The organism is Shewanella sp. Choline-02u-19 (assembly GCF_002836205.1).
In the GTDB taxonomy this organism is placed as follows: Bacteria; Pseudomonadota; Gammaproteobacteria; order Enterobacterales; family Shewanellaceae; genus Shewanella.
The window spans coordinates 1,539,614-1,554,105 of sequence record NZ_PJBE01000013.1; the positions used below are offsets into that span (position 1 = coordinate 1,539,614).

The window sequence follows — 14,492 nt, forward strand, 5'->3', positions numbered from 1 at the left end:
ATGAAAATGACAAGCTCGATAAAACTAACACATAAAATATTGGCCACTGCGATCAGTATGAGCTTAATGCTTACAGGTTGCGGTGAGCAATCAACGGAAACAACTGCTCTTCCCCTTGCAACAGATATAAGCCTACAAGACTCGGTAGCACCCGGAATACCTGGCGCAGAGCCCACTTGGGCATTTGCAGGAAAAACAGGGATCGGCACCTCATACGAACCTTATGTCGATGGCCGTTACCAAAACACCGCTGAAAACCCGCTGAGCCGTGTTTGGTTTTCATTGGCACAAGGTGTCGTTACCGAGACCATGTTTGGCCTTATCCATAATGCTCAGCTTAAAGAGATGCAATTTGTCATTACGGGTAACGGCTTTGTCGATACCGAGAAAGAAGATACCCTGCACTCGATTGAGTATTTACATACCGACGAACAGGGCCGACCATTATCACTTGCATATAAACTCATTAATAAAGACCGCGACAGTAAATACCAGATAGAGAAACACATTTTTACCGATCCTGATCGCGATACCTTGATGATGAAAGTGATCTTTACCGCTTTCGAAGCAGGAGTCACACCTTATCTTTATGTTAACCCCCATATTGATAACAGCGGCGCCAATGATATTGCACGCTATGACAGTGCCAACGAGCTGTTTTCAGTCTCAACTTCAGTGACCGACACCAGCGTCATGACCGTTAAATCAAATCTCGGTTTTGAGCAAGCCAGTGTCGGCTTTGTCGGTAAATCTGACGGATTAACAGATTTACGGCAAAACGGAGAGATGAATTGGCGTTACACCAATACCAGCGACGCTAATCAAGGCGGCAATGTTGCACTAACGGCGCAGTATCCGAGCCCGATAATTGAATCAGGTCAACACGCCGCTAGTATCAGTTTTGATGTTGTTTTAGGTTTTGGCAAAGACATAGAGATTAGCGTAGCAAACGCCAATAATACCCTTGTTCGAGGCAGTGATAACGTATTGGCCGCTTTTAATGGTGAAGGTGAACATCTTGGCTGGGAAGATTATCTTCGCTCGCTACCCGCGCTCACCAGAATGGTTGATACCACGACCGATAACGGTAAGTTGCTGTTTGCCAGTGCACTAGTGCTAAAAGCACAAGAAGACAAGACCCACGCAGGGGCACTGATTGCCTCTTTATCAAACCCGTGGGGAGATACCGTATCTGCAAAAGTCGGTAGTACGGGTTACAAAGCCGTCTGGCCTCGTGACTTTTACCAATGCGCCATGGCATTTCTTGCCATGGGTGATACTCAAACTCCTAAAACCGCCTTTGAGTATTTAGAAAAAGTGCAAGTCACAGCACAGACGCCTGGCTATTCAGGCAGGCCCGGCTGGTTTTTACAAAAGACCCACGTTGATGGGCAGATTGAATGGGTGGGTGTACAGCTAGATCAAACTGCCATGCCGATTATGCTTGGTTGGAAGCTATGGCAAGCGGGCGTATTGTCAGATCTTGAAATAACCTACTGGTACCATAAAATGCTAAAACCGGCTGCCGAGTTCTTGGTTAATGGCGGAGAGGTGAATTTAGACTGGAATCACACAAATATTACCCCTTTGAGAACACAGCAAGAGCGTTGGGAGGAGCAACAAGGTTACTCACCATCGACAACCGCTGCGGTAATTTCAGGCCTTATTACTGCCAGTGATATCGCATCCCACGTGGGTGACACCACAGCCGCTAGTTTATATTTAAGCACCGCCAAAGAGATGCAAAGTAAAATAGCCAAGTTGATGGTCACCACATCAGGGCAACTTTCAGCAACCGCTAAAGAGCCAGTTAGCGCTCAGCCCTATTTTGTCAGGCTCGCTCCCAATGGTGAACCCAATAGCAACACTAAACTCGGCGACAACAATGGTAGAGCGGGCCTTGATCAGCGCCTTATCCTTGATGGTGGTTTTTTAGAACTGGTTCGATACGGTGTTACAGCGGCGAATGATCAGACCATAACCAACAGCGTTAGCTTGATTGATAACACCAATTTAGAAGACAACTTAAGAGTCAAATACCAGTTCAGAGCTAAAGATGGCTCACTCATCCCAGGCTATCGCCGCTACGGAAATGATGGCTATGGTGAAGACCAGATCAACGGCGAAAGTTATGCAGAAAAAGGTAAAAACACGCCTGGTCAACGTGGACGAGTCTGGCCTTTCTTTACCGGGGAACGTGGTCACTTTGAACTTGCCAAAGCGATTAAAACAAACAGTTTAAACAGTGATAGCCACAAAGCACTGATTCAAACGTATGTACAAGGCATGGAAACCTTTGCCAACGAAGGTTTAATGTTACCCGAGCAAGCATGGGATGGCGTCGGCAATCCTACTCGCTATCAGTACACAAAAGGCCAAGGCACAAACTCTGCCACACCACTGGCTTGGACACATGCTGAATATATTAAGCTTGTGCGTTCGATGTCAGATAAGCAGGTTTGGGATAATTACAGTGTCGTGACTGACAAGTTAAATAACTGATAAAACTATTATAAATCATCATTGACGAATAAATTTAAAAGCCTGTTAGCATGAATCTAACGGGCTTTTTTAATCACCTAAGCAAGCCTTTATTCAAACTGTTGATTCAAAACGTCTATTAAAACCTAGTATTAAAGCAGAACCGTCAATATTACCGACTTAAGCCTCTGTCGGACTTTAGCAACGCATATTGATACTCACTGCCCTATTGCCCTTTAAAAAAATGTTATTTACGAAATGAGCTTCCCGGCGAAAGCCGACTCTTTCTAACAATTTATAAGCCGCATGATTGTCGCAATCGGTGGTCGCAATGATCCGATACTTGTTCATCGTATTAAACAGGTGATCCATAAATGCCGAAAGTGATTTACTGCCAATACCTTTCTTGGTTTCCGGTGCCAAGGTAAAACCACTGGCGACCTTCCCCAATGTGTGCCCTGCATTGAGTCATATCATTTAATGGCATCATCATAGGTGTAATTGCTCCAGCTTTGATATTGTGCAACCTCAGGTATTGCTCGATAGCGAGTAAAGGTTTGCAGATCGCTCTTTTCGAATTGACGAATAGTTACATTACCTATTTCTACTATAATGGACATCTTTAGTGACTCGACTGGCTCTTGAATTAACGGACCTTTTAATCAACTGATAGTGTAAATAAACGGCTTTCTTCATCATACGCCGCCAATTTTTCGATTTGACTAAATACAAACCCTAATGCCTCTAGTGCCTTTATCGATGCTTGATTAGACATCGATGTTACCGCAATAAACGCTTTAGCATTCAGCTGTTGTTTGCCGTACTCCAGCACCGATGTTGCCGCTTCCCGTGCATAACCTTTCGACCAAAATGCGTTAGCAAAGCCATAACCAAGCTCATAGTCATCCCGATAGTCTCTGCGGATCAAACCACAGATCCCAATCGGCGTACCAACATCGCGCAGTGCGACTAAGTACATACCATAACCATTGTCTTGATAACTTTTAGTAAAGCTGTTGGCTATATATTCGATCGCTTTTTCGACAGTATAAACTTGCTTATCACCTATCCCCTCGATGAAACTAGGCTCGTTATAGAGCGCCATAATAAACTCGGCATCGGCTGAGGTGACTTCTCTCAAAATAAGCCGCTCGGTGGTAATTAATGCCATATAAATCCTTTTGAGTTAATTACTATTCGGTTTAGTGGTTAACGCTAAGCGTTTTCTTAAATTAGGGACTAGCTTATTGCACTGATTTCATAGCAATGGATCTTGCCAGCAACCGTTAGCGCTATCTCATCATTGACTTCACGTGTCAGTAATTTTTGACCTATGGGAGATAGAGGTGTTATCAGCATAAAACTTCCCGCTGCGGTCTGTACTTTTAAGCCCCCTGCACTCGGGCCCATAAACAGTCTACTGAATTTATCGTTTTCATCAATCAACTCAACCAGATCGCCTAGCGCTATTTGTTTTGCGACTTCCTTGGCTGTTGTATTTGATACGTTAAGTGATACATCGAGCAAGGCACTTGTTGCCGCTTTATGTTTCAATACGGCAAACAATTGCTCGTAAGCATGCATATCGTCTTTGCACTGAGCCACTCTCACTGACTGACCGTGAGCAAGGTATGATGCTTCTAAGCCAAAAGTATCGTACTTATTTTCAGCGACACTTTCGCTGCCAGTCGCCGTGTCATGGGCACGTTTAGCCGCATCAACGGCATCTTGATGCGCTGTTGCGAGGGCTTGTTGAATTGACTGTTCAATGGATATTCTTGGTAACACTTAACGACCTATTTGAGTGACTTCGATTGATTTTGCGATTTTAGAAAAACTGCTTGTGAGTATCTCTTTAATATTAAGCAGCATAACATGCTTGATTAAGCTGACAAATTGGTTAACTTAGAGTGTGAATCAACGTTTTAGTTAGCAACTGAGCAGCTTAAGCGTTACTCATTATTTATCAAGTAAGGATACTGGTTGAATATTAGTCAACAATATAAGCATCGTTTAATCGTTCCCGCTAAAGTGCTAGCGCTTGTCACGCTTTTTAGCTGCGGAACGTTTTGCTTTGCACAAGATTTAGAACCCAGAAGTTATACCAATATCCCCATTGGGATGAATTTTTTAGTCGTGGGTGTAGCCCACTCAGAAGGTGATCTATCACCCGCTCCTTCAGCACCGATTGATAATGCCGATCTCAGCATAGATGCTGGGGTTGTAGGTTATGCTCATACTTTTGCCTTAGCGGGACGCTCAGCAAAAATAGACATGACAACCAGCCGAATCTGCTACAAAGGCAGCGCCGATTTTCAAGGTCAGCGTGTCAGCGCAGACCGATGCGGTTATGGCGACCCCAACATTCGACTCTCTTGGAATTTTTACGGTGCGCCAGCATTAAAGCCGCAAGACTTCGGTGCTTGGCAACAAGGAGTGGTCGTTGGCACCAGTCTGCAGCTTACCCTACCCATTGGATCGTACGATAAAGATAAGTTAATTAATTCAGGGGCTAATCGCTGGGTATTTAGACCAGGAATAGGCATGTCCCACAAACTGGGAGATTGGTATTACGACTTAATTGCATCTGTGCGCTTTTATGGCGATAACGATGCATACTTTAACGATGTGGAACTTGAACAAGAGCCACAATATACCCTACAAGGTCACTTAATTTATAACTTCAGTCGAGGTCACTGGTTGTCGCTCAATGCCAATTTTTATTTCGGCGGCGAGACTGAGAAAAATAAAATCGATTCTTTCGATTCCCAAGAAAATTCACGTTTTGGTATTACCTATTCAGCCCCAATAAACAGAAGCAATAGCATTAAACTCTACGCCAGCACAGGAGTTATAACTCAAGCAGGCAGCGATTTTGATACATTAGGGGCGGTATGGCAGTACATCTTTTAGCGCTGCCCCTACTCAATATAAGATAATTAAGCTTGTTCGCTACATCCTCCTTAAACAATGAGCAAAAAAAGGGTTCAACGACAACAGCCACTGAACCCATTTTTAAATCTTTAGTGTTAGGTAAATTTAGTCGATATCGTCAAAATACCAGTAGCCAGCATTCACCCAAGCGGTTAATTGCTCAACCACTTCGATATCTTCTAACCACGGGCTTAAGTTCACTGCAGTTAGCTCTTGGGTATCACATAACAATGCAATCAACGCTTCTCGACTGGCTGAAAGCGTAAATTGCTCGCCATTGATATAAAGCACACCGTCAGCAACGCTTGCTTCGAAATACAGGGTACGCAGTCCGCCAAGCTTAATTAAAGGCTGCTGCTTAAGTTGCTCGGTCACATCTAAGCTTTGGAAACCTAAATGCTCTTCTGGCAAATCCAGTTCACACTTAGATTGAGTGAGGTAACGACCGCTAAACTCGCTAACTAACTTGTCATCAAGCGTGGCAAACAGTTGTTGCTTAATACGCTCAAGATCGCCGTTGTTAACAACACCAGAGTTTTCGCTTAATACACGATCAGGATCGGCAATTTGCTCATTACACATATCTTTGTCGATGATGTGGTCTGCCATAGCGCTGATCATATCTTTGGCTGACGCAGTTCTATAACCCACAGAAAAGCTCATTGATGGCTCTATCGTGACGCCGTCATGAGGGTACCCTGGCGGTAAATATAAGATATCGCCTGGTAGTAATTCAACATCAATGATGGGGTCGAATGCTTCGGTGTGCAGTAATGCTGGGTGCGCTGCAAATTCTTTATGTGGTCCAAGATCACCCACTCTCCAACGACGTCGGCCGGAACCCTGGCAAATGAATACGTCATAAAGATCGATATGTGGACCGACTCCGCCACCCGGTGTGGCATAGCTGACCATGACGTCATCTAAGCGCCAGCGTGGGATAAAATCAAAACATTTTATCAGTTCTTCAGCTTCAGGCACCCAGTTGTTAAGCGCTTGCACGATTAACGTCCAGTCTGTTTCACCAAGTTCTTCATAAGATTCAAATGGGCCAAACTCAGCTTGCCATTCATCATGTTCTTTAAACACGCGGCGTGATTCAACCACGTCTTCGCAAGCAAGCCCTGCCATCTCTTCTGGTGAAAGAAGATCTTTAAAGTTTTTAAAGCCTTGACGGATCACCAGTGGTTTCTTTTGCCAGTACTGCTCTAGAAACTGTTTTGGCGTTATACCATTTAAATCTAATTGCATATTTGTTACCCACTATAATTTGCGGCGATACTAACAAGTATTAGCATTTAGTAATTTGGTCGAGATCATAAAACGGCTGATTAGTCGTCTTAAACGACGTAATAACGCCGCGGTATGCAATTAACCACAACATTTAAATTGACTCGCTTCGCTGTAGAACTACAATAACGACAAATTTAATAGGGCGCGTAGCACATTGGCACACTTTTCAACTGCAGTAGACTCTCATCGTTTAAGCACCGAACTTAGCAGCAAAGCCAACACCGTTATTGTGTTGGATTTCGAGACCACCGGCTTATCGCCCACCCAAGGTGACCGTGCGATAGAGATCGGAGCTGTGATGTTAAAAGACGGCATTGTCATCGATAGGTTTCAAGAGTTAATGAACCCAGGGTTTCGCGTTAGCAGCTTTATCGAAAGTTACACTGGCATTAGCAATCAAATGCTCAGTAGCGCTGCACCTTGCGATGAAGTGATGGATCAATTTGCGGACTTTATCGGTGATTATAATCTGGTTGCCCACAACGCCTCTTTCGATCAACGTTTTTTAGACGCCGAACTTAAATCGATAGGTCGAGACTATAGCGGTGAATTCGCCTGTTCTATGTTAATAGCCAGAAGACTTTATCAAGATGCACCGAACCATAAACTTGGCAGCTTGATCCACTATAAGCAGATTGAACACGACGGTGTATTTCACCGAGCGTTAGCGGATTCAGAAATGACGGCGGACCTATGGTTAGTGATGCTCGATGATCTTAAACAAGATCATCATATTCAACACCCTGAATTTAAGTTGATGCAGGCAATAACCAAACAAAGCAAAGCCAACGTGCAAAGGTACTTGGCGAGCCAAGGCCGCTAGTGCTCATGAGTATGGTCTATGTGCTTCGTCAACCTTAGAACATCTTAAACTGCTAAGTTGATTGTCTAATCACAAGATTGGTCGGGATCAACTGTGGTGATACCTCTTCGCCATTAATCAGCTTTAACACGCTTTCGACTAGAATTTCTCCAGCAAGTTTGGTGTTCTGCTTAACCGTGGTTAAAGGTGGATTAGCAAAACTTGCCACTGGTATATCGTCATAGCCTACGACTGCAATATCAGCGGGTACCGATAACCCTTTGGCATTGAGCGCTCTAATTGCACCTATCGCGATAAGATCACTTGCCGCAAAAATGGCGTCAAACTTCTCGCCACTGTTAAGTAATTTATTAGTCGCCTCAAAGCCTGAGGTTTCGGTACTTATCGCTTCGAAAGGGATTGTCTCACTCGGTTTTATGTTGGCTTTTTCTAGTGCGGCCAGATGACCCAGATAACGATCTCGAAATTCAGGGCTGTGACTTGAGGAGTCGCCCACAAAAACAATATCTTTATAACCCAGTGCCAATAGATGCTCTGTCGCGCTCATGCCGCCTTGATGATTATCACAACCTATGGTCAGAACCGACTTATGATTATGTTCAGCTCCCCAAATAACAAAGTGGGTATTTTGCTCAAGTAATCTTGCTAACTTTCTCTCGTAATCTACAAAGTCACCGTAACCAAGCAGTATGATGCCGTCGGCCTTATTACTGTCTTCGTAGTCAGCATGCCAATCACTACTTAGCTGTTGAAATGAGACCAGTAAGTCATAGCCTTTTTGGGCCGATGCGCGTGTTATAGAGCCGAGCATTGATAGGAAAAAAGGATTAATTAATGAATCATCGTTAGTTGGATCTTCACAAAGCAGCAAGGCTAGCGTTTGGCTATTTTGCATCCGCAAGTTACTGGCATTTTTATCCACTTTGTAGTTAAGCTCTTTTGCAATGGCTTGGATCCGCTGGCGCGTTTCCAAATTCACTAAAGGACTGTCTCTCAGTGCTCTAGACACTGTAGATTGAGACACCCCTGCTTTGTAGGCGATATCGATTGAGGTTGCTTTTGTGACCATAATATTTATTTAAACCTTTCTTATTATATAAATAACGCTATAGCACGCCTTAATTACGTCTAATTAATACCGTCAATCAATACCGTCAGGCAACCGAGGTTGCCCACTAGATACGCCACTTAAATCCCTAATTCATCAAACAGATCATCTGCACTGGTGCTCATTTGAACATCTTTTTGCTTATTCTGTACTTGCTTTGAATGTTGTGAACCACTGCCTTGACCGTGTTCTGCTAAAAGATCGTCTAGGTCGAAATCTTCATCGGCATCAAAATCGTTTAGCTTAATGAACTCAGTTTTATCCATTGCGAATTCAAGATAAAAGATATGGTTTTTTTGTGTTTTGAAAGACACTCTTCTCGCCACGGCTTCATCGAGGTTGGTGTCAACCGAAATGGTAAGCTCCTTATTAATCGTCAACATTTTTGGCTGACTTTGACTAATCGACGTTTGCAGTTCTTTACTTATTTTATTGATGAAATCGCCTAACATCTGATTCATCAGTTCGCCCATCACATTACTGACTTCATCTGAGGTATGGGAGAACGCGAGTTCAGACTCTGGCATTCCCATGTTAATCATGTATTCGCGGTAAATTTCAATTGCTGCTGGCGCTGAAAAATTGATAACCACTAATCCGGAGAAACCACCGTCAAAAATTGAAAAACAACCTAAGTCAGGTTTTAAACAAGTACGCGTGATGGATTGCACCATTCCAGCGTGCGTGATCTGACTATTAGTCGTGCTAGAAAGCACGTGAGAAACCGACAAACACAGCTTGCGCAATATGTCATCAGTTGTTACAGATTCTTGCGTTGTTAGCATATTTAAAACCTTGTTGTAGTAATCGTTTCATAGTGCCGCAATCCCGTAACAAATCAAAGTAAAAACTAAGCTAAAACGTCGATTTTATCTGCCGTTGTTCAGACATTAGGCTAAATAAATTATGCTTAAACAAATGTCATCAGAACATCTATTCTAAACCTCAAAATAAAATGTCGTTTAGCGGTGAAAAATGAGATCTATGATTTAAAAAATATAAAAATAAATAAAGAGTCGATATAGTTAACATTTTTAAAATAAACATACTGTTATGGGTTCTTTTGGTTAACAATAAACGATACATTCATGACACTCTTTATTTAATGTAGCCAGGCTCTTATGACTGCCCTTTTAAGACAACTAACCATCCTCCAACGACTTATTTTAATGCTCATGCTGGCAGCGATCGGTACCGTTTGTTTTGCCAGTTTTTCGATAAACGAGCAATACAACAACCTTGTTACGCAAAAGTGGCAGCAAAATGATGCGCAGCTAAACACGGTTATCAGTGTTATTGAAGCGCATCGGATGCAAGCGGCTAATGGTGATATTTCTGAAAGTGATGCCAAGGTAGAAAGTGCTAACCTTATCAGCCAGATCCATTTTAGCGATAAAGGCCACTTCATTTTACTTGATAGAGATAACACCATTTTAGCCAATGGCGCGAGTAAGCAAACTATCGGTAACAAACTTGCCAGCATTAACCAGCAAGGTAATGACACCACACTCTCTGCAATCGTTGCTGCTGCTGCAATCAATGGCACAGCCAAAGGCCAAGTCAGCTTTATTAATGCTCAAAGCAGCCAGTTAGAAGATAAGTTGGTTGAGGCTAGGTACTATCCCGCTTGGGATTGGACACTCATTACCGGCAGTTATAATAGCGAGATAAACAATGTCATGTATTCGATGGCATTTGATTACGTGCTTATCATGCTAATGATATCTATTCCCATTTTTTCATTCTTCTTATTGCTTAATCTATCGATTACCGCACCGCTTAAAAATGCGATTGCGGCGATGAAAGATATTGCACAAGGTGACGGTGATCTAACCAAAAGGTTACCCACAAAAGGTAAAGATGAGGTAGCAGAGCTAGCAGAGGCTTTTAATCTGTTTGTGATAAAGATTGCAGATACTGTTGCTCAACTACAACCGCTAGGAAAAAACCTAGATGATGATGCCACACGTTTACTTAATGCCGTAGAGGAGTCAAATAGCAGTGTTGATCATCTCCATCAAGAAACCAGCAGCGTTGCAACTGCAATCAACGAGATGCTATCAACCACCCATGAGATGGCGACCAACACCAGTCAAGCCGCAGACGCCGCAAATAGTGTCAAACAGCAAGCCCAACTCAGCATGGAAAAAATGGATAACACCCTCGATAATACGCAGCGATTAGTCGAAGAGTTAAAAACATCTGAACAGATAACCCACCATCTTGGCACGTCTTCAAAACAGATTGGCAGCATATTAGATGTGATAAGAGGCATCGCCGATCAGACCAACCTGCTTGCGCTTAATGCCGCGATTGAAGCCGCCCGTGCCGGTGCGCACGGCAGAGGATTCGCTGTTGTTGCCGATGAGGTGCGTGCTTTAGCAAACCGAACTCAGGACTCTACCAATGAAATTCAAAAAATCATCACTGAGATCCAATCAGGCGTGAGTTCGGTCGTCTCTAGTAACGAGCGTACACAACAACAATCTGAGCAAGTGCAGAGTCAAGCTAAGGGTGTGGGGGAATCACTAGCTGAAATTTTGGATCTTATTGCTCATATCAGCGATATGAATACCCAGTTAGCCAGCGCAACAGAAGAGCAATCTCTGGTCACGGAAGAGATTAATCGCAATATATGCAGTATTACAGAACTGACTGAAGTGTCAGTAAAGGCCAACGAAAGTAACCGCCATGCCGCAGTGTCATTACAATCGATTAGCAAAAACTCAGCCAAAACATTAAGCCAGTTTAAGGTCAGCTAAACGCTTATCCACATTAAAAAAGGGGCATAATTTGCCCCTTTTTCATTATTCAAACTATGTTAAGCTAAATTCAATTCGGACGATCTATCAATACGGAATTGAATTTATGGCACGCATGACCTTAGCGATTCATCCGCAACTTTTTACTATTCATAGCCTTGCTCCTGACAGTATCGTACCGAGTGCGATTTTTCAGCAAGATATCTACTTTATCGGTAAAACGAGCGAAGAACTGTCAGTTGTCGTAATTTCAACATTCGAAATGGAAAGCCTAGAGCAGGAAAACGGTTGGCGCTGTCTTGAAGTATTGGGCCCTTTAGGCTTTTCTATGACAGGCATATTATCGAGCGTATCAGGCGCATTGGCCGCAGAAAAAATTAGTATATTTGCTATCTCTACATTCGATACCGACTATATTCTGGTAAAAAAAGACACCTTGGCCGAAGCCACAAAAGCACTCAAGAAAAAGAACTATCAAATCATTGAACATCAGAGCAGATAATCATCAGCTTATACAGCCGATTCTTAGCCTTTTAACGAGAAGATTATATGTACCAAAAAACCGTTACAATAACCGCTAAGCACGGTATACACACTCGACCTGCGGCACTATTAGTTAAAAAAGCCAAATCATTTGATTGCGATATCATCGTAGAATGTAACGGAAAACAGGCCAGTGCAAAAAGCCTTTTTAAGCTACAAACACTAGGGCTTTATTTCGGTATAGAAGTCAACGTTATCGCTGAAGGTGAACAAGCTCAGCAAGCAGTTGAAGAAGTTTCTGAACTCCTTATTACACTTAGCTAAAAGGCTCCGTTATGTCGATTAAAGGTATTGTTGTTTCATCAGGCGTCGCGTTCGGCCAAGCCCTACACCTCAATCTACACCATGAAAAAATCGACTATCGACGTTTGTCCCCTGATAAAATCCCTAATGAACAACGAAAACTAGCATTAGCATTCAATAAGCAAAAAAGTCATTTAGCAGAGATACTAGCCAAGCTTAAGGTCGGTTCTGAGCATTATGATCTGATTGAAGCTGATTTACTCTTTCTTGATGATGATTCGCTCCTAGAGGTCGTCGTAAATGAAATTCGCCAGCTACAAATTAACGCAGCGGTGGCCATTGAGAGAGTATTTTCCCATCAAGCTTCGGTGATTGAACAACTAGAAGACCCCTATTTAGCCAATAGAGCACAGGATGTTTTGTGTTTAGCGAGTCGCTTAATCGCCAGACTCAGCGGCGCACAGCATCTGGACCTCAGCCAGTTAACTACGCCAACCGTTATTTTGGCCCATGATCTCACCCCTGCTGAATTCGCCATGCTACCGCTACAACACATAACAGGCTTGGTGCTTAACACCGGTGGGTTAACAAGCCATACTGCGATTTTGGCACGCAGCGCTGGGATCCCAGCGCTGTTAAGTTGCCAATTTGAACGGTCACAAATTAACGATGGCGACGCCGTCGTACTCAACGCTATCGACGGCGAGCTGCATCTAAACCCCACCGCTGACATCATCGAAAGACTGACCCAACTGCGCCAACAAGATGAAGCGCACAAACAGCAACTCTTGCTGCTTAAAGATCTCCCCGCTCAGACCCTCGACGGGCACTGTGTGGGATTACTGGCTAATGTGGGCAGTTTAAATGAAATAAGCCATCTCACCGATGTTGGCGCTGAAGGGATCGGGCTCTTTAGAACCGAGTTCATGCTAATGAATACCATGACTATTCCACAGGAGAAAATACAGTACCACTTCTATTGCGATGCGCTTCAGCTCATGGATGGAAAGCCCTTTACCATACGTACCCTCGATGTGGGCGCTGATAAAGAGTTACCCTGCTTAAATCCAGCTTGTGAAGATAACCCCGCCCTAGGCATCAGAGGCATTCGATATACCTTCGCACATCCTGAAATCCTGGTCACCCAGCTAAAAGCCATTTTGCGTGCTGCGAACCACGGACCTATTCGGTTGATGTTTCCTATGATCAACCAAGTCGAAGAGCTAGACACACTTTTTGAATTGATTGAACAATGTAAAAGCAGCTTAAACGAAGAAGAAAAAGGCTACGGTGAACTGAGTTACGGAATCGTCGTTGAGACACCTGCCGCGGTGATAAACCTTGCATCAATGCTGCCTAGGCTCGACTTCATCAGCATTGGTACTAATGATTTAACACAATATGCAATGGCGGCTGACAGAACAAATCCGCAACTGACACGGGATTACCCTTCACTTTCACCTGCCATTTTAACCTTGGTTCAAATGAGTATTGATACTGCCAAGCAACATAATGTCAAAGTCTCTCTTTGTGGCGAACTGGCCAGCGACCCTATTGTTGCACCTTTACTTGTGGGAATGGGTATTGATGAACTCAGTGTCAATCTAGTCTCATTATTGGAAGTCAAATCGGCGATAAGAGCCAGCAGTTACTCATCTTGCTTAGAGATGGCCAAACAGGCACAAAAGATAGAAAGAATCGAAGAATTAAATCTTTATCTAACAGGTCTTAGTTTATAGAGATATAATAAATGCAGTCTAATTTGAATATTATAATGATTCCAAGGGGCAAATAAATGGGATTTTTAAGCCGCATTAGACGTCTTGTTTCCGGACAAACAGACATCGCGGGCAGTGTAAATGTATATGCACCCGTTTCTGGCAAAATTGTTGCGATCGAGAAAGTACCCGACGCTGTATTCTCTGAAAAAATTGTCGGGGATGGATTAGCCATCGCACCAACAGGCCAGCATATTGTTGCGCCGATAGATGGAACCATAGGCAAAATTTTTGAAACCAACCATGCCTTTAGCATTGAATCGCCGCAAGGATTAGAGATTTTTGTTCATTTTGGGATAGGCACTGTAGAGCTTAGGGGGAACGGTTTTAAACGTCTCGCTGAAGAGGGCCAAGAAGTCAAAATGGGCGAGCCTATCTTAGAGTTCGATATTGAATATCTAAAAGAGCATGCCGATAGCCTATTGACACCGGTGCTTATCGCCAACATGGAAGACGTGAAAGGTTTGGATAAAAAACAGGGGACCTTAGAAGCGGGTAAAGACATTATTTTTTCCGCCATACTTTAA

At 43.4% G+C, this 14,492-nt stretch carries 15 protein-coding genes; 8 read left to right on the forward strand and 7 right to left on the reverse strand.

Going from position 1 to position 14,492, the window contains the following annotated elements; all coding sequences use genetic code 11:
* Positions 1–2,502 carry a glycoside hydrolase family 15 protein gene (locus CXF83_RS13420; RefSeq protein WP_443018872.1) on the forward strand — a complete coding sequence of 834 codons (2,502 nt, stop codon included), beginning with the start codon at positions 1–3 and terminating at the stop codon, positions 2,500–2,502.
* Between the two features lie 177 nt (positions 2,503–2,679).
* On the opposite strand, the gene CXF83_RS23060 is transcribed toward CXF83_RS13420, so the two are convergent.
* From CXF83_RS23060 to CXF83_RS13435, 4 genes are all read right to left on the reverse strand, one after another.
* Positions 2,680–2,931 (reverse strand): GNAT family N-acetyltransferase, encoded by a 252-nt coding sequence (locus CXF83_RS23060; protein WP_198553545.1) that lies wholly within the window; start codon positions 2,929–2,931, stop codon positions 2,680–2,682.
* A 23-nt stretch (positions 2,932–2,954) separates the two neighbouring features.
* Entirely contained in the window at positions 2,955–3,101 is a 147-nt protein-coding gene (locus tag CXF83_RS22715) for a hypothetical protein (protein ID WP_198553546.1), read from the reverse strand.
* A 38-nt stretch (positions 3,102–3,139) separates the two neighbouring features.
* Positions 3,140–3,652, reverse strand: a complete 513-nt coding sequence (locus tag CXF83_RS13430) for a GNAT family N-acetyltransferase (RefSeq protein WP_101090939.1) — start codon at positions 3,650–3,652, stop codon at positions 3,140–3,142.
* Positions 3,653–3,720: 68 nt separating this feature from the next.
* A complete protein-coding gene (locus tag CXF83_RS13435) occupies positions 3,721–4,269 on the reverse strand; it encodes a transcription elongation factor GreAB (RefSeq protein WP_180961149.1) in 549 nt (182 codons plus the stop codon).
* 195 nt (positions 4,270–4,464) lie between these two features.
* Here CXF83_RS13435 and CXF83_RS13440 point away from each other — a divergent pair, with 195 nt between their 5' ends.
* Positions 4,465–5,394: a transporter gene (locus tag CXF83_RS13440; protein WP_232775108.1), complete on the forward strand. Its 930-nt coding sequence runs from the start codon at positions 4,465–4,467 to the stop codon at positions 5,392–5,394.
* A 126-nt stretch (positions 5,395–5,520) separates the two neighbouring features.
* Here CXF83_RS13440 and CXF83_RS13445 read toward each other — a convergent pair whose 3' ends face one another.
* Positions 5,521–6,666, reverse strand: a complete 1,146-nt coding sequence (locus CXF83_RS13445; RefSeq protein WP_101090940.1) for a ribosomal protein uL16 3-hydroxylase — start codon at positions 6,664–6,666, stop codon at positions 5,521–5,523.
* 196 nt (positions 6,667–6,862) lie between these two features.
* On the opposite strand from CXF83_RS13445, the gene CXF83_RS13450 reads away from it, so the two are divergent.
* The gene (locus tag CXF83_RS13450) at positions 6,863–7,531 is read left to right on the forward strand and encodes a 3'-5' exonuclease (RefSeq protein WP_101090941.1); all 669 of its coding nucleotides are present in this window, start codon (positions 6,863–6,865) and stop codon (positions 7,529–7,531) included.
* A gap of 52 nt (positions 7,532–7,583) precedes the next feature.
* Here CXF83_RS13450 and CXF83_RS13455 read toward each other — a convergent pair whose 3' ends face one another.
* Positions 7,584–8,600 (reverse strand): LacI family DNA-binding transcriptional regulator, encoded by a 1,017-nt coding sequence (locus CXF83_RS13455; protein WP_101090942.1) that lies wholly within the window; start codon positions 8,598–8,600, stop codon positions 7,584–7,586.
* A gap of 119 nt (positions 8,601–8,719) precedes the next feature.
* Positions 8,720–9,424, reverse strand: coding sequence for a DUF3334 family protein (locus tag CXF83_RS13460; protein ID WP_101090943.1), 705 nt, complete (start codon positions 9,422–9,424; stop codon positions 8,720–8,722).
* A gap of 336 nt (positions 9,425–9,760) precedes the next feature.
* Between CXF83_RS13460 and CXF83_RS13465 the strand changes: the two genes are divergently transcribed.
* The 5 genes from CXF83_RS13465 to crr all read left to right on the forward strand — a co-directional run bounded on the left by CXF83_RS13465 (position 9,761) and on the right by crr (position 14,492).
* The gene (locus CXF83_RS13465) at positions 9,761–11,401 is read left to right on the forward strand and encodes a methyl-accepting chemotaxis protein (RefSeq protein WP_101090944.1); all 1,641 of its coding nucleotides are present in this window, start codon (positions 9,761–9,763) and stop codon (positions 11,399–11,401) included.
* A gap of 106 nt (positions 11,402–11,507) precedes the next feature.
* Entirely contained in the window at positions 11,508–11,903 is a 396-nt protein-coding gene (locus CXF83_RS13470; protein WP_101090945.1) for an ACT domain-containing protein, read from the forward strand.
* A 47-nt stretch (positions 11,904–11,950) separates the two neighbouring features.
* A complete protein-coding gene (locus CXF83_RS13475) occupies positions 11,951–12,208 on the forward strand; it encodes an HPr family phosphocarrier protein (protein ID WP_101090946.1) in 258 nt (85 codons plus the stop codon).
* Positions 12,209–12,219: 11 nt separating this feature from the next.
* Positions 12,220–13,926: a phosphoenolpyruvate--protein phosphotransferase gene (ptsP, locus tag CXF83_RS13480; protein ID WP_101090947.1), complete on the forward strand. Its 1,707-nt coding sequence runs from the start codon at positions 12,220–12,222 to the stop codon at positions 13,924–13,926.
* Positions 13,927–13,982: 56 nt separating this feature from the next.
* Positions 13,983–14,492, forward strand: a complete 510-nt coding sequence (gene crr, locus CXF83_RS13485) for a PTS glucose transporter subunit IIA (protein WP_101090948.1) — start codon at positions 13,983–13,985, stop codon at positions 14,490–14,492.

Bases quoted from the DNA above. Each gene is read 5' to 3' on its own strand.
- CXF83_RS13470 (WP_101090945.1), top strand. From the start codon at position 11,508: ATGGCACGCATGACCTTAGCGATTCATCCGCAACTTTTTACTATTCAT.
- ptsP (WP_101090947.1), top strand. From the start codon at position 12,220: ATGTCGATTAAAGGTATTGTTGTTTCATCAGGCGTCGCGTTCGGCCAA.
- CXF83_RS22715 (WP_198553546.1), bottom strand. From the start codon at position 3,101: ATGTCCATTATAGTAGAAATAGGTAATGTAACTATTCGTCAATTCGAA.
- crr (WP_101090948.1), top strand. From the start codon at position 13,983: ATGGGATTTTTAAGCCGCATTAGACGTCTTGTTTCCGGACAAACAGAC.
- CXF83_RS13460 (WP_101090943.1), bottom strand. From the start codon at position 9,424: ATGCTAACAACGCAAGAATCTGTAACAACTGATGACATATTGCGCAAG.
- CXF83_RS13455 (WP_101090942.1), bottom strand. From the start codon at position 8,600: ATGGTCACAAAAGCAACCTCAATCGATATCGCCTACAAAGCAGGGGTG.
- CXF83_RS13445 (WP_101090940.1), bottom strand. From the start codon at position 6,666: ATGCAATTAGATTTAAATGGTATAACGCCAAAACAGTTTCTAGAGCAG.
- CXF83_RS13430 (WP_101090939.1), bottom strand. From the start codon at position 3,652: ATGGCATTAATTACCACCGAGCGGCTTATTTTGAGAGAAGTCACCTCA.
- CXF83_RS13465 (WP_101090944.1), top strand. From the start codon at position 9,761: ATGACTGCCCTTTTAAGACAACTAACCATCCTCCAACGACTTATTTTA.
- CXF83_RS13420 (WP_443018872.1), top strand. From the start codon at position 1: ATGAAAATGACAAGCTCGATAAAACTAACACATAAAATATTGGCCACT.
- CXF83_RS13475 (WP_101090946.1), top strand. From the start codon at position 11,951: ATGTACCAAAAAACCGTTACAATAACCGCTAAGCACGGTATACACACT.